We start from the raw sequence: 23,971 nt of genomic DNA on the forward strand, positions 1-23,971 counted from the left end.
CATGATCGTGGCACGCCTCTTCGGCGTCGCGCAACGCTCCCGCAGGTCAGGTCAGCAGCTCCGCCTCCGGCGTCGCCTCGACCAGCGCGCGCGTGTAGGGGTGCCGTGGGGAGCGGAAGAACTCGTCGGACGGGCCGGTCTCGACGATGCGGCCGCGCCGCATGACGGCGACGCGGTCGCTGTAGAGCCGGATCACCGCCAGGTCGTGGCTGACGTGGAGGAACGAGATCCCCTGGTCGCGTTGCAGGTCGGCCAGCAGGTTGAGGATCTGGGCGCGGACCGACACGTCGAGCGCCGAGGTCGGCTCGTCCGCGATGATCAGGTCCGGTCCGAGGGCGAGCGCGCGTGCCACGGCGACGCGCTGGAGCTGCCCGCCGGACGCCTCATGCGGGTAGCGCCCCAGGTAGTCGGCGCCGAGGCCGACCGACTCCAGCAGCGCGACCAGCTCAGCGGTCGACGTCGTCTCGCCGTGCGCGCGGAAGACGTTCTCCAGCGTCTGCCGCACGGTCTGCAGCGGGTTCAGCGACGCCAATGGGTCCTGGAAGACCATGGCGACATTGCGCCGCAGCCGCCGTAGTCCTCGCCGGCCGAGGCCGGCGACGTCCTGCCCGTTCGTACGGACGGTGCCGGACGTCGGCGCCACCAGGCCGTTGACCATCCGCGCCAGTGTGGACTTGCCCGAACCGGACTCGCCGACCAGGCCCAGCGCCTCGCCCCGTTCGATGTGGAGGGAGACGCCGTCCACGGCGAGGAAGCTCCCGCGCCGGCGGCCGAAGCCACCGGCGGTGCGGAAACGCTTGCTGACGTCGGTCATCTCCAGAATCGGCGCACTCATCGGGCGACCTCCTGCTGTGCGGGGAGACGATCGAGGTGGCAGGCCGCAAGGTGCAGGCCGCCGACCTCGCCGGCCGGGCGGACAGTGGGCAGTGGCGCCTCGGCAGCGCAGCGTTCGCCGACCTGGTCCGCGAAGCCGCAGCGCGGCGCGAAGGCACAACCGGGTCCGGCGGCACGCAACGACGTGGGCGAGCCGGGGATGGCACGGAGCCGGGTCCGCCGCCCTCCGGTGTCGAGCCGGGCGTCCAGCCGCGGCGTGGCCGCGCGGAGACCGGCGGTGTACGGGTGGGCCGGCCGATCGAAGATGTCGCGGAGGCTGCCGTACTCGGCCTGGCGGCCGGCGTACAGCACGAGGACATCGTCCGCGGCCCTCGCCACCACCCCGAAGTCATGGCTGATCAGGAGCATCGCCATGCCGTACTCCTGTTGCAGCTCGCGGAGCAGGGCCAGGATCTGCGCCTGCACCGTCACGTCGAGCGCGGTGGTCGGTTCGTCGGCGATGAGCAGCGCCGGTCGGTTCACCAGGGCCATCGCGATCACCGCCCGTTGCCGCATGCCGCCGGAGAACTCGTGCGGGAAGCGGCGTACGGCGTCCGCGGGCCCGGGGATGCCGACCCGGCCGAGCATCTCGACGGCACGGGCCCGCGCGGCGCGGCGGGTGACCGACGGGTCGTGCAAGCGGACCGCTTGGGCGATGTGCGCGCCGATGTCGAGGTACGGGCTGAGCGCGGACATCGAGTCCTGGAACACCATGGCCACGTCGGAGCCACGGGCCCGGCGCAGCTCGCGTTCGTCGGCGGAGAGCATCTCCCGGCCGGCGACGACGATCCGGCCCGTGGCACTCGCCCCGCGCGGCAGCAACCGCATGACGGCCCTGCCGGTCATCGTCTTGCCCGACCCCGACTCGCCGACGACGGCGAGCGTGCGGCCGCCCTCCAGCCGCACGGACAGATCCCGGACGACATCGACGGTGACGCCGCCGCCGGTGAACGAAACGCACAGGTTCTCGACCTGGAGAACGGGGTCAGGCACGGCGGATCCTCGGGTCGAGAAGCGGCATCAGCAGGTCGGCGATCAGGTTGCCGACGATGATGAGGAAGGCGGAGAAGAGCGTCACCCCGACGACGATGCTCAGGTCAGACTCGTTCACACCGGAAAGCAGCAGGTCGCCGAGCCCGTGCAGGCTGAACACCTTCTCCGCGATGACCGACCCGCCCAGGAGCGCGGTGACGTCGAGCGCGAACATCGCCACGACCGGCACCATGACGCCGCGGACGGCGTGCCGGTTCACCTGCCGGGACGACGCGCCGCGCGCAGTCATCGCGACGAGGTGGTCGGCCGAGAGCTCGTTGAGCAGCTGGTTGCGGGTGACCCGGACGTAGCCGGCGGCCAGGATGAACGACAGCACCATCCACGGGCCGACCAGGTGCCAGGCCCAGTCCACCGGAGACTCCGCGAACGACACGAACCCCGAGTACGGCAGCGCGTTGAGCATGAAGCCGAAGACCTGGACGACGAGCAGCCCGACGAGGAAGGTCGGCACCGACAGCCCGAACATGGCGAAGCCGGTCGAGAACCGGTCGACGACCCCGCCCTTGCGTATCGCCGACAACGCGCCGAGGCCGATGCCCACGACGAGGCACAGGACGGCCGCGCCGATCGCGAGCGACAACGTGACGGGCAGCCGCTCGGCGATGAGCGTCGTGACGTCGCTGCGGTTGGGAAAGGAGTAGCCGAAGCAGGGGGCGTCGCAGTGCACCTGCTGGGAGCCCTCGCCGTAGGTACGGCCGGCGAAGAGGCCCTTCACGAACTCGGTGTACTGCCACACCGGGCTCTGGTCGGTCTGCATGTAGGCGCTGACCTTGGCCCGGGTCTCGGGCGGGCACGGCTTGCCGCACATCGCGCGGGCCGGGTCCTTGGAGGCCCCGAAGAACAGGGCGATCGTCACGAAGGCGATCGCGAGGAGCATGAACACCGCGGTGAACAGGCGGCGGGCGATGTAGACGATCATGCGGCATCCTCCGTGCGTACGTCGAGGACGTCGCGCAGCGCATCACCGGCGAGCGTGGCGCCGAATACGATCAGGAACACGACGGCGCCCGGGAAGAGCATGTACCAGACGTCCGCACCGCTGTAGATCCACGGCAGCGAGTCCGAGAGCAGCTTGCCGAGGTCGGGGACATCGCCGCGCAGGCCGACACCGAGGAACGACAGGCCCGCGATGACGCTGACGTTGCCGGGCAGTGACATCGCGAACAGGATGACGACCAGCCCGAAGAGGTGCGGCGACATCTCGCGGCGGATGATCTGCCAGGCCGGCGCCCCGGTCGCGCGCGCCGCCTCGACGAAGGCGCGGGCGTTGACGGCACCGGCCTGGGCGCCGATGATCCGGGCGGGAACGGTCCAGCCGAAGAAGGCCAGCACCAGCACGAGGACCAGGCCCCGCGGCAACTCCGGCGGCACGATCGCGGTGATCGCGATGACGAACATCAGGCCCGGGAAGCCGAACATGAAGTCGATCACCCGCCCCGCGACGGCGTTGAGCCAGCCGCCGAAGTACCCCATCGCCGTACCGAGGACGGCGGCGAAGGCGATCGCCAGGATGCTCGCCCCGAACGCGATGAACAGCGAGGAGCGAATGCCGTAGACGATCTGGGCGAACAGGTCGACGCCCGTCACCGGGACGACGCCGAGCCAGTGGTCGGCGCTGACGCCACCGAAGGCCCCCAGTGGACGGCCGCCGTCGGGGGCGAGCAGGTCGGTGTGCATGGTGTTCGGATCCTGCCCCTCGATCCGCACGAGCAGCGGCGCGCAGAGCCCCGCGACAAGCGGCACGACCAGCATGGCCAGGCCGGCGGCCCCGGACCGCTTTCGGAGGAGGCGGCCCAGGACCGACGTACGCCGGCCCTGGGCCTGCTGCGACTCAGTGATCGACACCGACGACCAACTCGTTCGCGAACGGCGGGTAGGCGGGGATGAAGTAGTTCGAGATCTTCGAACCCGCCAGGGCCTGGGTGCGTTGCACGAGGATCGGCACGACGGGAGCGTCCTGCATGATCTGCTTGTCGATCGCGGCCCACATCGTGGCGGCCTTGTCGAGGTCCGGCTCCGCGACCGCGGCTTCGATCGCGGCGTCCACCTTCGGGCTGGAGAACTTCGAGGCGTTGCCACCGCCGTTATCGATCTCGCTGGACGCGAACAGCGGCTGGATGGTGCTCATGCCGCTCGGGAAGTCCGCTCCCCAGCCGTTCGTCGTCAGGTCGTAGTCGCCGTCGGCAGCGGAGATGAGCTCGTACCAGGCGTTGCCGTCGAGGCCCTTGAGCTCCACCTTGACACCGGCCCGCGCCAGCGAGTTCTTGATGCTCTGGGCTTCCTTCTCCTCGATCGCGCTCACGTCGGTCGGGTAGGTGAGCGTGAGCTTCAGGTCGGAGACGCCGGCCTCGGCGAGCAGCTGTTTGGCCTTGTCGACGTCGCCGGTTTCACCGCCGTCGTACAGGTTGTACTCGGTGTAGCCGGGGATGCCGGGCGTCATGATGGTCGAGGTGATCTGGCCGCCGAACTTCGGACCGCCGTACACGCTCTGCACCTCGGCCTTGTTGATCGCGTAGTTGATCGCCCGCCGCACGCGGACGTCGGAGAGCCCCGGGCGCTTGACGTTCATGGCGAGGTAGCGGAAGTAGCCCGACGGGCTGTTGGCCATGCGCCCCGAGATCGCCGGGTCGGACTCGATCCGCTGGAACTGCGACGGCGAGATGAGCGCGTTGCTGATCGCGTTCTGGTCCTCGCCCTTGTCGTCGATAAGGCGCTGCACGATGGTGTCGTTGTTCAGCCCCATGTCGAGGATGATCTTGTCCGGGCCGGCGAATCGGACCTGGTCGGTGTCGGCCTTCCAGTTCGGATTGCGCTCCAGCACCGCCTGCGAGCCCTTGCGGAAGCTCGTCACCCGGTACGGCCCACTGGCGACCGGGTGCTCGCCGTACGTCTCCGGCTTGGTGTCGGCCGCGGCCGGCACCGGCGCGAAGGCCGGCATGCTGACGATCCACGGCCAGTTGCCGAACGGACGCCTCAGATGAAAGACGATCTTGTGGTCGCCGGCGACCTCGATGGAGTCGAGCTCCTTGCCGTCGTACGGGCCCTCGTAGTCGGTGCCGCCGACCAGCAACGTCTTGTGGTAGCCGAGACCGCCCTGGAACATCGGTGCGAACGACCGCTCGATGCCGTACTTCACGTCCTGCGCGGTGATCGGGGTGCCGTCGGAGAACTTCAAGCCCTCCTTCAGGATGAAGGTCCACGTCTTGCCGCCGTCGTCCGTCTTGCCGGTGTCGGTGGCGAGGTCCGGCACGAGCACGGTGTCCTTGTCCGGGAGCGTCCGCCACGACGTCAGCCCGCGGTGCACCCACCGCAGCCGGCTGGTCGGGACCATCTGCGCGCTGGCGGTCTCGAAGGACTCGGTCGCGCGCCGCGAGAGGTAGTGCAGGGTCCCGCCCTGAGGCACGGAGTCGAGCGCCGCAGCCTTCCTTTCCCTGGCCGGCTCGGTGGGCTGCGAGTTCGCGTTGCAGCCCGCCGTCACTAGGGCCAGGACGAGCGCGAGCCCCGTGGGCAGCACTCTCCGGGATCGATTCGCCATAGATCGCGCTTCCTGTGAGGCGGTCCCGATCGATCGGGTCCGCTGCTTGGATCTCAGGAAGGGAGTCTGTTGGCGGGCGGAAGCGCGCGTCCATCGAGAAGACCTGCAGGGAACCTTGCAGAAAAACTTCAAGATCGCAGGGCCTGCGCGGGCGGCGTCCATGATAGCCGGGCGGCCCCGGTGACTGGAAGTCCACGGCGCCCACTCGCGGTACCCAACCTGGTGGCGCCCTGTCAGGTCTGTTGACGGCTATTGCGGCGTGGGAGTTCCGGTCACGTCCAGATCCACCCGCAGCACGTCAGTGATGCTGGAGTATTGGCGGTGCGCCAGCAAAACGGCGTGATGCTCAGCCGCCGCCGGGCCGTCGGGGTCGGCGTGCACGGTGGCGGCCTTCAGCCTCGGCACGTCGTGTATGAGCCGGTGCTCGGCCTCCACGGCCACGGCGTGCGCCTCGATCAGGGGCAGCCGGTGATCGACCTGGATGTCCACCTCGGCGCGCAGGACGTGGCCGATCCAGCGCAGCCGTACCGAGCCCACCCGCCGGACGCCGGATACCGCGGCGAGGGCCTGCTCGGCCTGCTCGACCAGCTTGGGGTCGACGGCGTCCATCAGCCGGTGGTAGATCTCGCGGGCGGCGTCGCGCAGCACGAACACGATGGCGACGGTGATCAGCAGCCCTACGATCGGGTCGACGACGGGGAAGCCCAGCGCGGCGCCGCCCGCGCCGGCGAGTACGGCCAGTGAGGTGAAACCGTCGGTGCGGGCGTGCAGGCCATCGGCCACCAGGGCGGCCGAGCCGATCTGGCGGCCGACCTTGATCCGGTAGCGGGCCACGAGCTCGTTGCCCAGGAAGCCGACGAAACCGGCGACGGCCACCCAGGCCAGGGCCCGCACGTCCTGCGGATCGAGGAGGCGCTTGGCCGCCTCGTAGCCCGCCAGCGCGGCCGACAGTGCGATCAGCAGCACGATGACGATGCCCGCCAGGTCCTCGGCCCGGCCGTAGCCGTAGGTGAAGCGGCGGGTGGCCGCGCGTCGGCCGACCGAGAAGGCGATCGCCAGCGGGATCGCGGTCAGCGCGTCGGCGAAGTTGTGCAGGGTGTCGCCCAGCAGGGCCACCGAGCCGGAGAAGGCGACGATGACGGCCTGCGCCACAGCGGTGATCATGAGTGCGGCGAAGGAGATGGCCAGCACCCGCATGCCGCGGCTGCTGGACTCCAGGGCCGCGTCGGTCTTGTCCGCGCTGTCGTGACTGTGCGGGGTGAAGGCATGGCCGGCCGCGGAGACCAGGCGCTTGAACCCGCGCACGCCCTCATCCCCATGCCCGTGCCCGTTGCCATGCCCATGTCCGTGGCCGTGATGATCGGCGTGGTCGTGCTGGTTGTGCGGGGGTATCGGGTCGGCCACGGTGCGCACCTCGCTTGCATAAGGCGTGTTTTGCCGGATTATATGTAGTCATGTATGCACGCGACAACGAAGCAGGTGCCAACCCGTTGCAGGAGCAACCGACCGGCGCGCAGGTGGAGACGGCGGTCGAGGCGTTCCGCATGCTCAGCGACGGCACCCGGCTGCGCCTGATGTGGCTGCTGTCGGGCGGCGAGTACGACGTCACCTCGCTGGCCGCCATGACCGGCGTGGCCCGCCCGTCGGTCTCCCAGCACCTGGCCAAGCTGCGCATGGGCGGGCTGGTGCGGACCCGCCGCGACGGACGCCGCGTGCTGTACCGGGCACGCGACGCCCATGTCCGCTCCCTCATCGCCGAGGCCCTCTTTCATGCCGACCACGAGGTCTCGGGCCTGCCACGGCATGACTGAGCAGGGTGTCGGGGTCCGGCCGGGGCCGGCACGACGGCGGCCGCAGGAATCCCCGGCGGTTGAGCACGGCGACGGCCAGGGCGCACAGCGAGCCGAGGACGGCCGGCGCGACCCAGACTCCGGCGCTGCCGGTCAAAGCGCCCGCCAGCAGGTTGCCCGCAGCGATGCCGAGTCCCGCGACGGTGTTGGAAACGGGCACGGTGGGTCGGCCGGGCATCGACGGAGGCCGGCAGGGGCCGGTGCCCTTCAGGGCCGATGGATCTCGAGTGTGTACGTGCGCACCGCGCATGCCCGATGGCCGCGGGGTGAAACGTCGAGGGCCTTTCAGGGAGGTTCCGGGAGGTGTGCCGTGGCCAGCCAGCCGCGGCCGACGGCGGCGCGGGCGGGATCGAACGCGGGTGGAACCGGGCGTTTGCCGGCGGCCGCGGCCTCGGCGATGTCCGTCACGGCGGGCTGCCAGCCGCGGCGGGCGAGCCAGGCGTCGAGGTTCTCGGTGGGGCCGCCGCGCCATAGGTCGACGAGCTCGGCGGAGATGTCCGCGCGGGCGCTGCGGAGCAGTTCGGAGTCCTTCATGTGATCCAGGGCGAGCATGCTTGCCGGGGCGGAGAGGGTGGTGATCCGGTCGAGGAGCAGGTCGGCGGCTTCGGGCGGAAGCGCGTACAGGATGCCCTCGGCCAGCCAGGCGGCCGGCCGCCCCGGGTCGAAGCCGGACTCCGTCAGCGCGCGCGGCCAGTCTTGGCGCAGGTCGGTGGCGACCTCGACGCGGTGGCACGCGGCGGTCGCGCCGCGGCCGTCGAGTACGGCCGCCTTGAATGCGAGCACGTCGGCGAAGTCCAGCTCGAAGACCTTGGTGCCGGGCGGCCAGGCGAGTCTGAACGCGCGGGCATCCATGCCGCACGCCAGCAGGACCACCTGCTCGCATCCTCGTTCGGCGGCTTCCAGTAGCGCGCGATCGAGGAACCGGGTGCGGACGGCGACCTGCTCGGCCATGACCTGCAGGAAACGTTCGGTCGCCGGAGAGGTCCCGGCGGCCCAAGGGCTGAACGCCGGATCGACGGCCTGGAGGAAGTGCCGTGCGTAGGGGTCATCGAACAGCCGGTCCGGGCGGCTGCTCTCCTGGGCTCGCAGGAGAGCCACGCCCAAGGCGGTGGCGCCGATTCCGGCCAGGCTTTCGGGGACGGTCGGTTCTTGCGTCACGGGGTTGTCCGGCTCCTCATCTTGGCAGGCGGTGTCACGGGCGGGCGCCCAGGGCGCGGAAGTAGTCGCTCACGGGTGCGAAGTCGACGCTGTCGCCGCGGAAGCCCACGTACTTGTCCGGGCGGATCAGGTACAGGCTGGGGCGGCGCACGCCGTAGCGGTTGTGCGCCTCGCTGCGCAGGTCGGCGAAGACTCCGTCCATGGGCTCGTGCGGCAGGTGGCCCCGGGTGATGACATGGACCTCGCCGTGCCCGGCCATCGCCTCGTGTGCGGAGACACGCCAGGCGGCCAGGGTGGCGGAGTCCGTCGTGTCCGCCGCGAACAGGACGAGGTGGTGGCCCGGCGCCCGGAGGATGTGACGGAGAGCCACCGGCCCCTCACGGTTCTCAACGTAGGCGTCCCGCACCGGCTCGCCGGCTTCCGGTCCGGTACGGGCGACGTCACTCCATGCCCTGGCCTGTGACTCGTGCCAGCGTTCGAAGACGAGGTCACTGTCGCGATAGTGGACGAGGTGTTCGCCGAAGGCGTTCGACAGCCGCTGCTGCACGGGATTGAGCCGGCCGAACAGGCGCAGCGCGTGCCGCCTGGCTCTGCGGGCGACCAGCGTGCTGCCGGTGGCGGCCTTCGTGGTGGTCGAGGTCGCGTCGACCACGGCCTTGACCACGGGCCGGCGTTCGGCCTCGTAGCTGTCCAGGAGGGACTCCTCGGCGCGCCCGGTGACGACGAGCGCGAGTTTCCAGCCCAGGTTGTAGGCGTCCTGCATGCCGGTGTTCATGCCCTGGCCGCCCACCGGGCTGTGGCTGTGCGCGGCGTCACCGGCCAGGAGGATCCGGCCCTGGCGAAGCCGGTCGGCCAGGCTCTCGCGGGCCACGAACGACGAACTCCACTGCAGATCGCGTACGCGGGAGTCCAGGGGTGTGCGTTCGGTGACGTAGGCGGCGAAGTCGTCCAGCCCCGGGGTCTGCGGCGGCCGGTCGTCGGGCGTGCTGGCCAGGATGCGCCAGTAGCCCCCGACCATGGGGAAGACCGCCACGAGGCCGGACCTGCCGAAGTAGACATGGAAGCGGTCCCGCGTGAGCGGCCAGTCCACGGCGACGTCGCCCAGGATGAACCCCCGCTTCAGGTCGGCTCTCTCCCGGGTGATGCCCGCCGTCTCTCGCACGGCGCTGTGGGCGCCGTCGGCGCCGATCAGCCACCCGGTTTCGCACTGTTCACCGCGACCGTCCTCGTGGCCGAGTTCCACGCTGACGCCGTGCTCACCGGCTTGCTGTCCGACCAGGCGGGTGCCCCATTCGATGGTGACTCCGAGTTCCTCGGCGCGCTCGCGCAGCAGCGCGACCGTCTGCCACTGCGGGATGCACAGGTCCAGCGGGAACGGGGAGTCCACGGCCGTCACATCCATCTCGGCCAGGACCGTCGTGCCCTGGTAGAAGTTCAGCGTGTGCAGCGGGACGCCCCGCTCGATGGCCGCTTGGGCCAGCCCGAGGTCGTCCAGCATCTCCAGCGATCTCGCCACGATCGACACCGCCCGGCTCTCCCGATGGTCCGCGCGCGCGGCGTCGATGATCCGTGGGATCACTCCCCGCCGTGCCAGGTCGATGGCCAGCACCAGGCCGGTCGGCCCCGCGCCGACGATGAGAACGTCCGCTTTCGTGGTCACAAACCCACCCTCTTAGAACGAATGATCGTTCTTTTTAGAAGAGCATGAGCCTCCGATCGCCGTCAAGAGCGAATGTCCTCCCCTACCGGCCGGCTTGCGCGGGCGCCGACATCAGGGCCCGCATGCCGTTCCTGAAGGTCACCGGATCCGCGTGGCCGAACACCGCGCGGCGCACCAGGAACCCGTCGACCAGAGCCATCAGGACATCGGCCACATGCTCGGCAGGGACGTCGGCGGGAAGCAGTCCGCGCTGTTGATGCCGTGCCACAAGGCCGCCGACCACGCCGCGGGCCTCCGTCATGACCTCCTTCAGTTTCGTGCCCAGCAACGGCGATCGCAGAGCCTCCGACCAGACCTGGACCAGCAGCTGGGCCGACCCCTGCGATCCGGACAGCGGCGGGCGCTCGACCCCCAGTACGAGATCGACGATGTTGTCCAGATCCGGCGGCCGCGCGTCGTCCTCCGCCTCGAAGGCCGACGCGACCTCGGCCAGAGCCTCGGCGGCGATCGCCGCGATGATGTCGTCCTTGCTCTTGAAGTAGCGGTAGACGGCCCCGGCCGACAGCTCGGCCTCGGCCAGCACGTCCTGCATGGACGTTGCATGAAAGCCGTTGCGGATGAAGCAGCGCCGGGCGGCGTCCAGGATCTGGCGGCGGCGGGCTTCGAGGTGCTCCTTGGGCATGCGTGCCATGGGATCACAACGTAGAACGAACATTCGTACTTGACAACTTCGCCACCACCCTTCTAGAAAAAGAACGTTCGTTCTCTTTATCGTGAAAGGTCGCACCATGCCGTTCGCCGCCAACGCACTGAGCGCTCTGGTCGCTCTCGTCTTCCTGCTCGCCGGCGCCCAGAAGGTCCTGTTACGGGATCCCGTGACGGCCAACCTGCTCAGGCTCGGCGTCGGCTCGACGATGACCCGCTCGATCGGCACCCTGGAGATCGCCGGCGCGCTCGGGCTCGCGGCCGGCCTCTGGTTCAAGCCGCTCGCCGTCGCGGCCGCGGCCGGTCTCACGCTGCTGTTGATCGGAGCAGTGGGATTCCATCTCCGCGCCCGCGACTTCACGCACCGGCGCCACCGCTCCCACGCCGTGGCGCCCGTGGTGCTGGCGGTGGTCACCGGAACAACCGTGGCCTTGTTGCTCGTGGCTTCCTGAGCGAAGAGCGCGGTGACGGCACCGCTTCATCGCCTGAGCCGTATGGAAGGAACCACCCGTCACCGAATCCGCCTGCGGCGAGTCCAGGGAGCGACCAGACAGAACTCGCCGCCCTCGCCGAGAGGGGGAGGAATTATGCCTTTTCAAGCCGGCTGGTGAGCGGAAGCAGCACCAGCGGGATCACGACGGCCGCCGTGAGCGCGGTCAGCAACGGCACGCGTTCGCCGGGCGTGAGGTGGTGCAGCAGCCGAAGATGGATCACCAGGTGCGGCGCGGCGAACACCAGGTACACGGCGAGCGCCGTACGGGTCATGCTCCGCCGTACGATGAAAACGCTCACGCCCAGCACCACCGACGTGGCCAGGCTCATCGCGCCGTAGTCCATCATCAGATGCGCGTTGTACGGCATGCGCATCCCCACCCACGGAATCTCGAAGAACGAGCGGGGCGACGACAGCGCCCAGCCTCCCACGGTGAACTGCGCCACGGCGAGGAAGGCCAGGCCGGCGCGGAGCCAGGTGCGGGCACTCATGCGGCGAGGAACTGCTCGAAGGTGATCCGTCCGTCAGCATGCTCAGGGGTCAGATGGCCCCCTTCGCGGTAGCCGCGGATGCCGGCCCCGGGCATCGGCACCGACACCACCGGCCGGCGGCTGGAGCGCGAGCGGGTATAGGCGCGGGCCAGATCGGCGGCGGGGCGCACCTCGGGCCCGCCCATGTCCGGCACCCGGCCTGCCGGCGGCGCGCCGACCAGCGTGACCAGGCGGGCGGCCACCTCGCCGGCGTCGACAGGCTGAAAGCTGACCCCGCCGGGCATCACGATCAACGGCAGCCACCGCTGACTCGTGCACATCCAGACGATGAGCTCGTGGAACTGCGTCGTACGCTGGATCGTCCACGGCAGGGCGGAGCGTTCCACGAACTGCTCGCATGCCAGCTTCGCCCGGTAGTAGGCCATGTCCACTCGGCCGACGCCGACGATGGACACGTACATCAGATGCGGGCGTCCGGCTCGCGCCGCCGCCCGGATGAGATTGCGCGTGCCGGCGATGTCCGCACGGCCGTTACCGGTCGCGCAGTGGACGATCACACCGACGCCGCCGACCGCTCCCTCCAGGCCCTCGCCGGTGACCAGGTCACCGCGCCACATCCGCTCATCCGACGACGGTCTGCGGCTCAGCACGCGGACGGCATGACCGGCCGACAGAAGCCGTGGCACGAGCGCGCGGCCGAGCCGGCCGGTACCGCCCGTCACCAGGATCGGGTTCGTCATGAGTGGCAATCCTCCATGGGGAGCGCGATGCCGGTGGTCCGGCCTCGCGCGGCTGTCAGGTCACCGCCTCACGCCGGGTCCCGGCGTTCGCGGTCACCCGTTAGGAACCGGATGGCCCTCCGGAATGTGACAACCGCAGCTTGTCGGGGTTGGCGACGATGCGAATCCCGCTGATCCGGCCGTTCGACGTCTCCGGCACCAGTACGCCGACCAGTTCCCCGCCGGCCCGGGCCAGCAGCCCCGGCACGCCGTTCACCTCCGTGGCCGACAACCGCACCCCCTCACCGGCGATGCTCAACGTCCCCACCAGGTAGCGCGCCACCCTGGAGACACCGGAGATGGGCCGCCGGGCGGCGCTGACTCTGCCGCCACCGTCCACCCACACGGTCACGTCCTCGGCCAGCACCTTCTCCAGCCCCGGCAGGTCTCCTTGTTCCGCTGCTTTCAGGAAGCTCTCCACCAGGTCGCGGCGGCGGGCCTGGTCCAGGCGGCGATCGGAGCGGCCACGCGCCTCGGTCAGGCGCCGACGAGCCCGGGCGTACAGCTGCCGGGAGTTCGCCTCGGACGAGTCGATGACCCCGGCCACCTCCCGATGGCTGTAACCGAAGGCTTCGCGCAGGACGAACACCGCGCGCTCCACCGGGTTGAGCCTTTCCAGCAGCACCAGGAAGGCCAGCGAGACGGACTCCCGCTGCTCGGCGCTGTCCAGCGGGCCCAAAGCGCCGCCCGCGGTCAGCACCGGTTCCGGCAGCCAGAAACCGACATAACTTTCTCGGCGTGCACGAGCGGACGTCAACAGGTTCACACACAGGTTGGTGGCGACCTTGGCCAGCCACGCCCACGGCGCCGCGACGGCACTCGCCTGATGCCAACGCAGGAAGGTCTCCTGGACGACGTCCTCGGCCTCCTCAGCCGAACCCAGCATCCGATAGGCCAACCCGAACAGCTTCGAACGATGCCGCTCGAACTCCTCAACCGCATCAACTGTCACGCGCACCAGACTCTCAGCCCCCTTACGGGCCCGGTCGCCTGGAGGCCATGAGGAGCAACGATCAACCGGCGGTCACGGCGCGCGGACGAGGCGGGTCCCCTTGACGTTTCCCCGGTGGGCGCGGACGGCACGTCTCCTCCGCCGCCCCGACCGGCACGGCGTGTCCGCACCGGCCGTGACCGCGTTCCAGAGGCGGGCCGGGTCCTTCACGGCGTCACACCCCTCGTGAACCGAGGTCGGAATGTGGCGATCGGGTTGACCGGGCTGCCGGTCGTGCCGGCGAAGCGGACCGGCGCGACCGCCAGGTGGAGGTCCCACTGACCGAGCTCGGCGGCCATCGCCGCGCACGCCTCCAGGTCACAGTTGTCGAGCAGCCACAGACCGATCGCGACGAGTCCCACGGCGTGAACCGGCATCAACACGTCGTCGTACCCTGACGGCTGAACCTCCTGGGGAGTGTCGGCGCCGATCAGCGCGACCCCCCGTTCATGCACCGCTCGCCGCGGCATCGACGAGCGCATCGCCGTCCACCGCCGCTCACCAGAAAATCTGCACACGCCACCGCATCTGGCTCAGCGATCCAGGCCAGCCTCACCTCGACCTCGCCGCCTGCCCGGAGATCACCATCGCTCGGCTCCGGGCCAACCGCCTTGTCCACCGGCACAAACCCCAGCAGCTCATGCTCGCCTACCAGGCCGATTACTTGTAGTACTGCGCCCAGTACTCGACGGTGTGCTTCTTTCCGAGGACGAATCTCGCCCAATACCATGTGTGCCCGGCGTTGTGGATACGGACGATGCCGTATTTGCCGTTGCAGCGCCACGAGCCGGATTTGGCAAGTTTCTCGGCGTGCCAGCGGGACCTGTAGTAGAGCTTGACATACATCCTTGTGTTGTTGCCCCAGCAGCGGGCCTTGACCTGCATTACGCGGTCACCTGCGGGTCGCTTCCAGGCACGGGTCTCCAAGAACGTGCCGGGGCCCAACGCCTCGTGCCGGATGTTGTACCAGCCGCTTCTTGCCGTTGCGCTTGCGTTGGTCGAGACCTCCCTGCGCGCGATCGGCGCCGATTGGGCGAGGTCCGCCATGGTCCGCACGGCCGGACGGGTGGTGGCGTTGGCGGAGGGGATGGAGGCGCTCATGCTGAGCGCCGCACCTGCGGTGACCAGTCCAACAAGTCCGGTCGTGGCCGTTTTGATGAGGGACACTTTCGCTCCTTGGTAATCGATTGGGGGCGATCGTGGGCGGTGGCCCGAGTGGCCGCCGCTGGTACCAATCGTGGAATTGCGGCACGCGTCCCGTGATTCCACGGCGGGGCGTCTGGGACTTTCAGGGACGCGTCTGTCCCCGGTCTGCGGGGACGCACTGTCGCTACGGGATGTTCCGGGACGGGCCGGCCTCCGGGGAGGACCGGATCGGATTTTGGCGGTAGCACTCTCTGTGACATAGGTGGCTGACAGTGCAAGCGCGCATTTCGATTCAGATGTTCTTCGCGGCGTGAGTGTGCCGGAAAACGAGGGTGCCAGGGTTATTCGACGCTGAGATGAACCAACCTCGCGACCACAAAGAGTGGCAATAGTTGCTCAACGTTACTCTGCCCCTGGTGGCGGCGACCCGAGCACCGGGCCCTGAAGGCGGCGCATCTTCTTGATCGTTACCTGCTCCCACTTACCGTGCGAGCAGGCAGGGATGGACTTCTTCACGATCCGCTTCCCGCAGAGCCATTTGATGCTGGGCCTCGGCGAGTCGGCCTGGACGCCCGAGGTCACGGATGCCGAGGCAATGGATGCCGAAGTGGCGGGCGATGCGGCGCTCTACGCTGACGCACTCGGCCCTCCCGCCGGCACCAGCGAGAACACCCCCGCCGCGACAACGGCGCTGATCTTCGTCGTGGCCTTCATGTCGTCTCCTTCCTTCTCCCGATGAGTACGTGGTGCTCGGTTGTGGAGAAGGTAGGGCGCCTTGTGTTGAGAATATGTTGAGTTTCTGTTGAGCATGGCTGCTGGCAGGGACATCTCAGCGGACGATGACGAGCCACGGTGGCGCTCGGAGACCGGAGCGCTTACCCACTCGAAAAGAGTGTCCGGGCGTCCCGTCCGTCGAGGATCGACGTTCCGGAAACGCCCCTGCCGCTGACCGCCCGCCTGGCTCGGGCTGGTACAGCGGTGAGCCCGGGTGGTCGTCTCGGCGCGTCATCCGCACACCCTGAAGCGCTGGATCCCGGGGAGGTGTCGCTGCCATTCCTGTGGGGTCATGGTCCGGCCGGCTCTGGCGCAGACGGCCGCCGTGACCCGCTCCCCCTCAAGAGGGTGCCGTCGCACGACGCCCTCCGGCGTCGTGCTGTAGAGCGTCTCGCCGTCCACGCTGAACGCCATCGAAGCGCCCGCTCCGATGCCGAGGCCTGTCAGGCCGTCGAACACGACACCGAGCGATTGCCTGCTCGGCACGTCCCACAGCCGGATCCGGTCGCCGGACTCGTAGGAGGCGAGCGTGCGCCCGTCGGGTGACCAGGCGAGGGAGGTGCTTTCGCCCGCGGCGGGCAGGTCGCCGACGGCGGAGGTCAGGGTGGAGTTCCACAGGGAGATCCGGCCGGGTCCGCTGAAGGCGATGAGTCCGCCGTCGGGACGGAAGGCGTAGGGGGTGGAGAGGCTGCCGAGCCCTTCGGGACGTGGGCGGCGGGAGCCGCTGACCGGGTCGAGGGGTTCGGGGACCATGCCGGCCACGAGAAGCCCTCCGCCGGGGTGGAAGGCCGGGGAACCGCCGGCGGCCACGTCGGTGACGGTGACCGAGCCGGTCTTCAGGTTCCACAGCTCCATGGGCAGGATGCCGTCCACCCCGGTGACCGTGACCGCCAGCGTGCCGCCGTCCGGGCTGAACGCCAGGCCGTCGACGCCCGTGGCCTGCCTGTTCGAGACCTCGAAGGAGGTGAGCAGCCTGCCCGAGCCCGCGTCGGCGACCCGTACCCGCCTGCCGGCTCTGTCTCCGGCGGCCACGCGTCTGCCGTCGGCGCTGAAGGCGAACACGTTGGCTGGCCCCGGGACGGGCGCGCCGGCCTGCCGGCTCTCGCGGATGTCCCAGAGCCGCGTCTCGTCGCCCACGCCGATCGCGAGGGTCCGCCCGCCCGGTCCCACCAGCGCGCCGCCGTCAAGGGTGCCCCTGGCCACGGGGTGGTCGAACAACGGTGAGATGTCGAGCGTGTGGACCCTCCCCCCGTCCGTCGCCACGCGCAGCACCCGGTCGGCTTCGTCGATGCGGAGGGTGTCCGGCGGCTCGGGCAGCTGTCGCTCCATGACGATGCGCTCGTCGCTGTTCCGGTGCACGACCAGCTCTCCGAGCAGGCTCCAGTGCGCCACGAACCGGGCGCTGAACGCGATCCGCATTCCGGCGGCGCCACCGGGGTAGTCCGTCACGAGGCCACCCGAGGGCACGCGTCTTATCAGCACCCGTCTCTGTTGCGCCCCGTCCACGACGAACGCGAGGGTGCGGCCGTCCTCACTGAACTGGACCTCGCTGAAACGATGCTTCACAGGCAGCCAGGGCGCAAGGATTCGCCTGCTCCTGCGCAGATCCCACAACTCGGCGCGGCCCTGCCCCGTGGAGGCGACCACGCCGAGGCTCCGGTCGGCGTTCACGGCGTCCAGACCCGCCCCCGATCCCGCCCGGAGCGGTGTGCGGCCGGCCACGTCCCACCATCGGGCCGCGTAAGCGCCTTCGGGTACGGCCAGCAACCGCCCGGTTCGGTCGAAGGTCATCTCACCCGGCTGGAACTCCTCGACCCCGGCCGCGAATCCGCCGCCGACGGGCCTGCCCGTGGTGACGTCCCACAGCCGCACGTTCCGATCGTCCTGGAGAGCGAGCATCCTGGCATCGGGGCTGAGCGCGGCCTTCCTGACCGTCTCGCCCACGCCGGAGAAAGCGCGGGTCTGACGGTGTGCCCGCACGTTCCAGAGTCGCACCTGGCCGCCGAGGACGGCCGCGAGCGCGCGACCGTCGTGGCTGAGGGCATAGACGGTTCCGGGACTCGCGTGCGGATCGGTGAAGGAGTCGGTCATGGGTTGGGACAGCGCCTCGTAGAGCGCTCCGCGTGACTCGGGCAGTGAAGGGGTCAGCCGCCACGCCGCCACGCTCAACAGCATCGCGAGCCTGGGATCGCTCTGCCGCAGGCCGGCCGCGCGCAGTGCGAGCGATCGGGCCGTGGCCGCGTCCCGTTGCCGGTCGGAGACCCCCCGGCGGTACTCCGCCAGACCGAGTCCGCCAAGCGCGGCCACCAACAGGACGGCGAGCGCGGCGGCGAGCAGGCCGCGGCGCCTGGACTGCCGTCTGGTCCGTCTTGCCGCGGCGTCAAGGAACTCGCGTTCCAGCTCCATCAGCGTGATGTCCCTGCGCTCGGTGGCGGCCCACCGCAGGGTCCTGTCGAGGTTGGAGCCGTGCAGCAGATCACCGGGCTTGCGACCGTGGCCGTCCCAGAACCGGGCGGCTTCGGTCAGCCGCCGGTGGACGGGCAGACCCTCACGGTTGTCGTCCAGCCACTGCCGCAGCCGCGGCCACGCCTGGACCAGGGCGGGCCTGGCCAGTGTGTAACCGCGGTCCACGGCGGAATCCACCGTGGCGTCCACCTGGACGATCAGCCCGGCGGCGGCGTAGAGGGACAGCAGCGCATCGACGGCCTCGGAACCCGGGAACTCCGAGCGAGGGACCTTCCTGATCGTCTCGTCGACGTCGATCATCCGCAGGAAGACCTCGGGCGCGACGACCCTCTCGCGTTCGGAGAGTTCCTCGAAGAGCTCCTCGGCGATCGTGCCCAGATCCGGATCCGCCGGACCCTTCAGCGCGGCGGCCGCGGCGCCGCCCTCGATCAGCAGTTCGCCGCCGTCCAGGTCGTCAGGCAGGCCGAGCAGGCCCAGCAGGACGCCCCTGGCCGAGGGCCGCCGGGCGGGATCCCGTGAGAGCGCCGCGGCCACCAGCCCGCCGAGAGGCTCCGCCAGGCCGTTCAGATCGGGCCGGAAGCCGAGCACGCTCCCGATGACCGTCACGGGGTCCCGATCCTGTACGGCATCGCGCCCCGACGCGGAAAACAGCACCACCAACGCCCAGGCCCAGATGTCGGCGGCGGCCGTGGCGCCGCGACCCGTCAGAACCTCCGGCGCCATGTAGGTGGGCGTACCCATGATCGGACCCGTCGTGGTCGGCCCCACCTGCCGGGCCACACCGAAGTCGATCACTCGCGGCCCGTCGGGACCCATGATGATGTTGTCGGGCTTAAGGTCGCGGTGGACCACCTCGACCTGGTGGATGGCGGCCAGCGCGGTGGCGACCCCGACGGCCAGGCGCCGCAGCGCGTCCCCTTCGTACGGGCCCGTCTCCTCGACCACCTGGCGCAGGTTGGGCCCGGGGACGAACTCGCTGACGATGTAGGGCTGGGCCGCATCGAGATGGGCCTCGATGACCCTGGCCGTGCAGAACGACGCCACCCGCTGCGCGGCCGCGGCTTCGGCGGCCAGCCGGCTTCGGGAGGCCGGATCGTCGATCCTGGGAACCTTGACCGCGACCCGCTCGCCGGCCTCGCCGTAGGCCTCGTAGACCACTCCCTGACCGCCGGCGCCCAGCCGCCCCGCCAGCCGGTAGTGGCCCAACCGCTGCGGATCAGAAGGAGCCAGAGGAGTCATCAATATGAAATTCTGAGGATCAAATGATCATCTGTCCGTCGCATTGAGGAAATTCACATGGAATTTCGCATCATGGGCGCACTTGAGGTACGCGACGATGCGGAGGACCGCACCCCGACCGTGCCCAAGCACCGGGATCTGCTGGCGCTGTTCGTGTTGAACGCCCGGCGGCCGCTGACGGTCGGGCGGCTGCGCGCGCTGCTGTGGCCTCGTGAGGACGGGGAACGCTCCGATTCGCTCGTACGGGGATACATCGGCCAACTCCGGCGATTGATCGGCAAAGATGTAATCACCACCGTGTCGGGGACCTACACGCTCGCCATCGATGAGGAACAGCTCGACGTCGAGCGCTTCAGGCGGCTTGTGGCGCGGGGATCGCGGGAGGACCTCCGGGAGGCGCTCGCCCTGTGGCGAGGACCGGTGCTGGAGGACGTCGACCCCGACGCCGGGCGCTGGGCGGAGACCGGGCCGCTGCGTGAGGAACTGCAGGAGCTTCGCCTGCTGGCGCTCGAACGCCGGATCGGCTACGAGCTCGACGCGGGTCTCCATCGTGAGGTCCTCGCGGAGCTACGGCGGCTGATCGCGCAGCACCCGCTCTGGCAGGGCTTCCGCGGTCAATACATGCTCGCGCTCTATCGCAGCGGCCGCCGGGTGGACGCGCTGAACGCCTACTCCGCGCTGCGCGACGAGCTCGACGACGGACACGCCATCGAGCCTGACGCGGACCTTCAGCTGCTCTACCACCGGATGCTCCACGACGACGTCTCGCTGCACGTCTCCGCCGGCCCGCCCGTGCTCCTGCCTCGTGACGTGGCCGACTTCACCGACAGACGGGACCTGGTCGACCGGGTGATCGGCGACCTGGTCGTCGTCCACGGTCCGGCGGGCGTGGGCAAGTCGGCGCTGGCCGTGCACGCCGCCTGGCGGCACAGGGAACGCTTCCCCGAGGGAATCCTCTACGCCGACCTGCGTGAGACGACCACTCCCGCCGCGGTGCTCGAGGACTTCCTGCGCTGGCTGGGCTGTCCCGCCCAAGCCGTCCCCACCACCCTCGAACGGCGTGAGCGGCTGCTGCGTACATACGCGGCCAACCGGCGCCTGCTCATGCTGCTCGACAACGCCACCGACGAAGGCCAGGTCCGGCCGCTGCTGACATCGTGCCCGACGGTCGTCACCAGCCGCTCCACGCTCGGCGGGCTCACCGGCGCGACCCACGTGCCCGTCGGCGTCCTCGGTGATGACGACGCCTGCGACCTCATCACCCGGCTCGCCGGGCCACTGCGGGCGGCTCCGGACGCGACGGCACGGCTCGTGCGCCTGTGCGGCGGCCTGCCGATCGCGCTGCGCGTCGCCGGGTCCCAGCTCGCCACCCGCCCCGCCTGGACGGTCGATCACCTGGTGGGCCTGCTGGAGGACGAGCATGGGCGGCTCGACCGGTTGCGTGTGGGCGACCAGGCCGTCCGTGGGGTGTTGCGTCTCGGTTACGACGGCCTTCCCGAGCCGGCCAGGCGCACGCTGCGCCGGCTCGGCGCGCTGTCGGCGCCCGACTTCGCCGGCTGGGCGGCCGCGGTCTTCGGCGATCACGCGGAGGCGCTGGTGGAGGCGGGCCTGCTGGAGACGCACGTGATCGATGTCGCCGGCCAGGTCCGTTACCGCCTGCACGCCCTCACCCGGCTCTTCGCGCGAGAACAGCTGAACGCCGACACCACCCAGGAGGCGCTGTCGAATCTCGCGGCGGTCGCGACGGCCAGGGTTCTGGCCTCACGGTTCACCCTTGTTTCCGGCGAGTCGGTCCCCTCTCCCGCCGCGACGACGGACATCAGACACTCGATGGAGTGGCTCCACGCCGAGCGGGTGTTCCTGGTGCACCTCGTCGACGACCTGCACGAGGCCGGACTATGGGAGGAGAGCCGGCGGCTGGCGCACCTGCTCACCCCCTTCCTCGAACGACAGCGGTTCCTGCACGACTGGCGGCGGATCTGCGAAACCGGCCTCGAAGCCGCCCGCCGCGCGGGCAGCGCCCGCGGCGTCGCCCTGAGCCTGCGCGACCAGGGCGACCTGCATCGCGCCGAACAGCGGTGGGATCTGGCCCACGACCGGCTCAGGCTTGCGCTGAGCGCCTTCCTGCGCGAGGGCGCCGTGCGGGATGTGGCTCGCACCCGGCACAGACTAGGCCGGGTCTACCTGGAGCAGGGCAGACTTGACGAGGCGGAGCGTAACCTCCTCAAGTGCCTGGCCGTGGCCGAGAACGCGAAGGACACGGCGGAGACGATCTGCGCTCTGGGCTCGGTAGCGCACCGGGCGGGCCGCCTCGCGGAGGCGGCCGAGCGGCTTGCGGACGCGGCCTCGCGCCTGGCCGGTCTGGGCGACCGCCACCAGCACGCGGACGCGCTGCTGGAGCTGACCGCGGTACGGCTGGCGCAGGGCCTGGTTCCCGACGCCAGGCAGGCGGCGCAGCAGGCGAGGGGCATCGCCGTACGCCTCGGCGATCGGCTGCTGGACGCCGGTGGGCTGCTGATGCTGGCGCGCGTCAACCTCGCGGAAGGCGCCGCGAGCCGAGCGCGCGACCTGGCCGAGGAAGCACTGAAGATCTTCGACGGAGTCGGTGACGACCGAGGCAGGGGCGAAGCGCTCGACGTGCTTGACCGGCTCTGACGGATCCTCGACGTTTCCTCGGCACGCCCGGCCCGTCTTCCTCTCACACCGCACGACACGAGAGGAAGACGACGTGAATCGGCATCCGAACGATGGTGACCAGGAGACCGGCGGCAATCTCCGCACTGTCGGCCGCGACCGTCACGGCCGCCGCGTTGACGGTCGGCGTCGTACCCGGGCGGCGCGACTCGTGCCGTTCCCGCCGGTGGTCATCGCGGCAGCGTTGACGGCGCCGGTCTGCGTCCCGACCGTGCCCACGGCCCGGCAGTACCCGCCCGCGAATCCAGACCTTCTGCCGTATCCCGGTGGCACCCCCTACCGGGAGGCCGGGCCCGCCGACCTGATCGCCGCCCTGCCGGCCATGCTCGCCAACCCGATCATAGGGTTGGTCAAGCACCCGGCCCGCGCCGATGCGCCGCCCCTGCACATGACGGCGCCCACCGCCGATCCGCAGGAGACCCAGGCCGACATCCGAGCCGCCGTTCCGTCGCGAGGGAGCCGCCAACGTGCCGGGATGAATCACGTCAAGCCGTAACTCGCGTGGGCCGGTATCGCAGGGCGACCGCCCCCGACCGGAACTCACGGCGGTCCACGGGCTCGAGCTGGATGCGCTCGCGCAGACCGGCGAGCAACGTCGGCCCGTGTCCGGCAAGGATCGGCTGCACAAGGAACTCGTACTCGTCGATCAGTCCCAGATCCGCCAACGCCAGGGGGAGCGTCACGCCACCCACCCACAGGCCCTCGCCCGGCTCCTGCTTGAGCCGCTGAACCGCTTGCCCGAAGTCGCCTCCCACCAGCTCGGCATTCCAATCGACCGCGCTCAGCGTGCTCGACACGACGTACTTCTTCGCCCGGTCGATGGTCTCGGCGAACGGGATCTGCCACTCACCCATCCAGTCAGGCCACGTGCCCGTGGCCGGCTTCCGCCACGCCGACTCCATCATCTCGTAGGTCACCCGGCCGAACAGCAGGGCATCGGCTCGCTCCATCTCAGCGGTCCAGTAACGCATCGACTCCTCGTCCGGGGCGAGCCCCGCCTCGTGATGGCAGCAGCCGTCGAGCGTGACGTTGATCGAGTATCGAAGTGGTCTCATCTCGTTGTTCTCCCTTGATGCGCGCAGCGCGTTTTCACCGGACGTCTACTTAGACGGCTGTCGGCGCCATTTCTCATCGGCGTCCGATCCCACCTGCTCAACACCGTCGTGATGCGAACCAGACCGCGGACCGAGCGCGCGGCCGATGCCGCTCGTCCCCGGCAGGGGGACCGCGAACAGCCGGGCCACCCGAGCCGCGGGCGGTGGCAGCAGCCTGCGGGAGAACCATCAGCGACCTAATGAAGCAGTGCTCACGCCGACAGCGGGCGGGCACGACATCCCATCAGCGATCAACTCTCCCGGCCGACCGGCAAGGGCACGATCTTTCACCAGGACTCGGGGTCCAGGAGGAACAAGTGCTCACTTGCCGGCGGCTACCAGGCACCGAGTCTGCCGGATGGCGACTCGCTAACACTCATTAGGAGGGCCGGCCAGGAGATTCATGACGCGATGAGCTGAGACGACGCAGGCGGATCAGTACGCGGCAGATCTCGGACAACGCCTCGTGGACGCACAGACGGCGGAAGACGTGCGCGAGGCGGGGATTCCCTCGACGACCCGGCGTCATCCGCCTGAGGCGTGTCCGATGAATGACACGGGTGGTGAGGCCAGGTGATGCCTCACGGGTGCCGACATCACTTTCCCACCGTTCCGGCTCCGCCGCACCGGACCATCGGACACGCCCCAGGACGCCTCGATTCCGCGGGCCGGAACAGGGCCGTCTCCGCACACGCGAGAACGCACGGCCTCTCTCGCCGAGCCGGGGAGGATCAGCCGTTCGGTTCGAATGGTTCCGGCATCCCGGACCAGGACGTCACGGGTCTTTCCCGGACTCCGGCCGGTCGGGCAGCCGCCGGCCGCCGGGTGTGACGACGGCGGCCGGTGCGGCTGTGACACGACCATGACACGGCGCTGACGGGGCGGGGACACGGCCGGCCGACGGTGGACGGAGTCGACCGGCGCCCGCTCTCCGGCGGTGGGTCCGGCCGGCTCCGTGTCACCGAGAAAG

Annotated in this window: 21 protein-coding genes; 5 read left to right on the top strand and 16 right to left on the bottom strand. The window is 70.0% G+C overall.

Translation table 11 applies throughout. The annotated features are described in order from the left end of the window. Positions 1-46: 46 nt before the first annotated feature. From ACFYSC_RS31190 to ACFYSC_RS31215, 6 genes are all read right to left on the bottom strand, one after another. Positions 47-835 (bottom strand): ATP-binding cassette domain-containing protein, encoded by a 789-nt coding sequence (locus ACFYSC_RS31190; protein ID WP_389968767.1) that lies wholly within the window; start codon positions 833-835, stop codon positions 47-49. Next, positions 832-1,866, bottom strand: a complete 1,035-nt coding sequence (locus tag ACFYSC_RS31195; protein WP_389968769.1) for an ABC transporter ATP-binding protein — start codon at positions 1,864-1,866, stop codon at positions 832-834. Before ACFYSC_RS31195 ends, ACFYSC_RS31190 begins: the two co-directional genes overlap by 4 nt. Continuing rightward, the gene (locus ACFYSC_RS31200; protein WP_389968771.1) at positions 1,859-2,845 is read right to left on the bottom strand and encodes an ABC transporter permease; all 987 of its coding nucleotides are present in this window, start codon (positions 2,843-2,845) and stop codon (positions 1,859-1,861) included. The genes ACFYSC_RS31195 and ACFYSC_RS31200 overlap by 8 nt, the downstream gene beginning before the upstream one ends. Beyond that, entirely contained in the window at positions 2,842-3,771 is a 930-nt protein-coding gene (locus ACFYSC_RS31205; RefSeq protein ID WP_389968773.1) for an ABC transporter permease, read from the bottom strand. The genes ACFYSC_RS31200 and ACFYSC_RS31205 overlap by 4 nt, the downstream gene beginning before the upstream one ends. After that, positions 3,758-5,461, bottom strand: a complete 1,704-nt coding sequence (locus tag ACFYSC_RS31210) for an ABC transporter substrate-binding protein (protein ID WP_389968775.1) — start codon at positions 5,459-5,461, stop codon at positions 3,758-3,760. Before ACFYSC_RS31210 ends, ACFYSC_RS31205 begins: the two co-directional genes overlap by 14 nt. Positions 5,462-5,710: 249 nt before the next feature. After that, positions 5,711-6,766, bottom strand: coding sequence for a cation diffusion facilitator family transporter (locus tag ACFYSC_RS31215; protein ID WP_389968776.1), 1,056 nt, complete (start codon positions 6,764-6,766; stop codon positions 5,711-5,713). A 149-nt stretch (positions 6,767-6,915) separates the two neighbouring features. Here ACFYSC_RS31215 and ACFYSC_RS31220 point away from each other — a divergent pair, with 149 nt between their 5' ends. Next, positions 6,916-7,272 carry a metalloregulator ArsR/SmtB family transcription factor gene (locus tag ACFYSC_RS31220; RefSeq protein ID WP_362931960.1) on the top strand — a complete coding sequence of 119 codons (357 nt, stop codon included), beginning with the start codon at positions 6,916-6,918 and terminating at the stop codon, positions 7,270-7,272. Positions 7,273-7,596: 324 nt separating this feature from the next. On the opposite strand, the gene ACFYSC_RS31225 is transcribed toward ACFYSC_RS31220, so the two are convergent. The 3 genes from ACFYSC_RS31225 to ACFYSC_RS31235 all read right to left on the bottom strand — a co-directional run bounded on the left by ACFYSC_RS31225 (position 7,597) and on the right by ACFYSC_RS31235 (position 10,811). Beyond that, a complete protein-coding gene (locus ACFYSC_RS31225; protein ID WP_389968779.1) occupies positions 7,597-8,469 on the bottom strand; it encodes an SAM-dependent methyltransferase in 873 nt (290 codons plus the stop codon). 34 nt (positions 8,470-8,503) lie between these two features. After that, positions 8,504-10,129 carry an FAD-dependent monooxygenase gene (locus ACFYSC_RS31230; protein ID WP_389968781.1) on the bottom strand — a complete coding sequence of 542 codons (1,626 nt, stop codon included), beginning with the start codon at positions 10,127-10,129 and terminating at the stop codon, positions 8,504-8,506. A gap of 82 nt (positions 10,130-10,211) precedes the next feature. Beyond that, positions 10,212-10,811: a TetR/AcrR family transcriptional regulator gene (locus tag ACFYSC_RS31235; RefSeq protein WP_389968783.1), complete on the bottom strand. Its 600-nt coding sequence runs from the start codon at positions 10,809-10,811 to the stop codon at positions 10,212-10,214. Between the two features lie 106 nt (positions 10,812-10,917). Between ACFYSC_RS31235 and ACFYSC_RS31240 the strand changes: the two genes are divergently transcribed. Then, entirely contained in the window at positions 10,918-11,286 is a 369-nt protein-coding gene (locus tag ACFYSC_RS31240; RefSeq protein ID WP_389968785.1) for a DoxX family protein, read from the top strand. 133 nt (positions 11,287-11,419) lie between these two features. On the opposite strand, the gene ACFYSC_RS31245 is transcribed toward ACFYSC_RS31240, so the two are convergent. The 5 genes from ACFYSC_RS31245 to ACFYSC_RS31265 all read right to left on the bottom strand — a co-directional run bounded on the left by ACFYSC_RS31245 (position 11,420) and on the right by ACFYSC_RS31265 (position 14,755). Next, a complete protein-coding gene (locus ACFYSC_RS31245) occupies positions 11,420-11,818 on the bottom strand; it encodes a hypothetical protein (protein ID WP_389968786.1) in 399 nt (132 codons plus the stop codon). Beyond that, positions 11,815-12,558 carry an SDR family oxidoreductase gene (locus ACFYSC_RS31250; protein ID WP_389968788.1) on the bottom strand — a complete coding sequence of 248 codons (744 nt, stop codon included), beginning with the start codon at positions 12,556-12,558 and terminating at the stop codon, positions 11,815-11,817. The genes ACFYSC_RS31245 and ACFYSC_RS31250 overlap by 4 nt, the downstream gene beginning before the upstream one ends. 100 nt (positions 12,559-12,658) lie before the next feature. Next, the gene (locus ACFYSC_RS31255; protein ID WP_389968789.1) at positions 12,659-13,549 is read right to left on the bottom strand and encodes an RNA polymerase sigma-70 factor; all 891 of its coding nucleotides are present in this window, start codon (positions 13,547-13,549) and stop codon (positions 12,659-12,661) included. Positions 13,550-13,755: 206 nt separating this feature from the next. Beyond that, positions 13,756-13,971: a hypothetical protein gene (locus tag ACFYSC_RS31260; protein ID WP_389968791.1), complete on the bottom strand. Its 216-nt coding sequence runs from the start codon at positions 13,969-13,971 to the stop codon at positions 13,756-13,758. Between the two features lie 277 nt (positions 13,972-14,248). After that, positions 14,249-14,755 (bottom strand): hypothetical protein, encoded by a 507-nt coding sequence (locus ACFYSC_RS31265; RefSeq protein WP_389968793.1) that lies wholly within the window; start codon positions 14,753-14,755, stop codon positions 14,249-14,251. Between the two features lie 481 nt (positions 14,756-15,236). Between ACFYSC_RS31265 and ACFYSC_RS31270 the strand changes: the two genes are divergently transcribed. Continuing rightward, positions 15,237-15,473: a hypothetical protein gene (locus ACFYSC_RS31270; RefSeq protein WP_389968795.1), complete on the top strand. Its 237-nt coding sequence runs from the start codon at positions 15,237-15,239 to the stop codon at positions 15,471-15,473. A 266-nt stretch (positions 15,474-15,739) separates the two neighbouring features. Here ACFYSC_RS31270 and ACFYSC_RS31275 read toward each other — a convergent pair whose 3' ends face one another. Beyond that, positions 15,740-19,213 carry a serine/threonine-protein kinase gene (locus ACFYSC_RS31275; protein WP_389968797.1) on the bottom strand — a complete coding sequence of 1,158 codons (3,474 nt, stop codon included), beginning with the start codon at positions 19,211-19,213 and terminating at the stop codon, positions 15,740-15,742. Positions 19,214-19,270: 57 nt separating this feature from the next. On the opposite strand from ACFYSC_RS31275, the gene ACFYSC_RS31280 reads away from it, so the two are divergent. Then, positions 19,271-21,868: a BTAD domain-containing putative transcriptional regulator gene (locus ACFYSC_RS31280; RefSeq protein ID WP_389968799.1), complete on the top strand. Its 2,598-nt coding sequence runs from the start codon at positions 19,271-19,273 to the stop codon at positions 21,866-21,868. A gap of 73 nt (positions 21,869-21,941) precedes the next feature. Continuing rightward, positions 21,942-22,403 (top strand): hypothetical protein, encoded by a 462-nt coding sequence (locus tag ACFYSC_RS31285; RefSeq protein WP_389968801.1) that lies wholly within the window; start codon positions 21,942-21,944, stop codon positions 22,401-22,403. On the opposite strand, the gene ACFYSC_RS31290 is transcribed toward ACFYSC_RS31285, so the two are convergent. Continuing rightward, positions 22,393-22,962 carry a dihydrofolate reductase family protein gene (locus tag ACFYSC_RS31290; protein WP_389968802.1) on the bottom strand — a complete coding sequence of 190 codons (570 nt, stop codon included), beginning with the start codon at positions 22,960-22,962 and terminating at the stop codon, positions 22,393-22,395. The genes ACFYSC_RS31285 and ACFYSC_RS31290 overlap by 11 nt on opposite strands. Positions 22,963-23,971: the final 1,009 nt, after the last annotated feature.

Source organism: Streptosporangium sp. NPDC004379, from assembly GCF_042873875.1.
Classification (GTDB): Bacteria; Actinomycetota; Actinomycetes; order Streptosporangiales; family Streptosporangiaceae; genus Streptosporangium.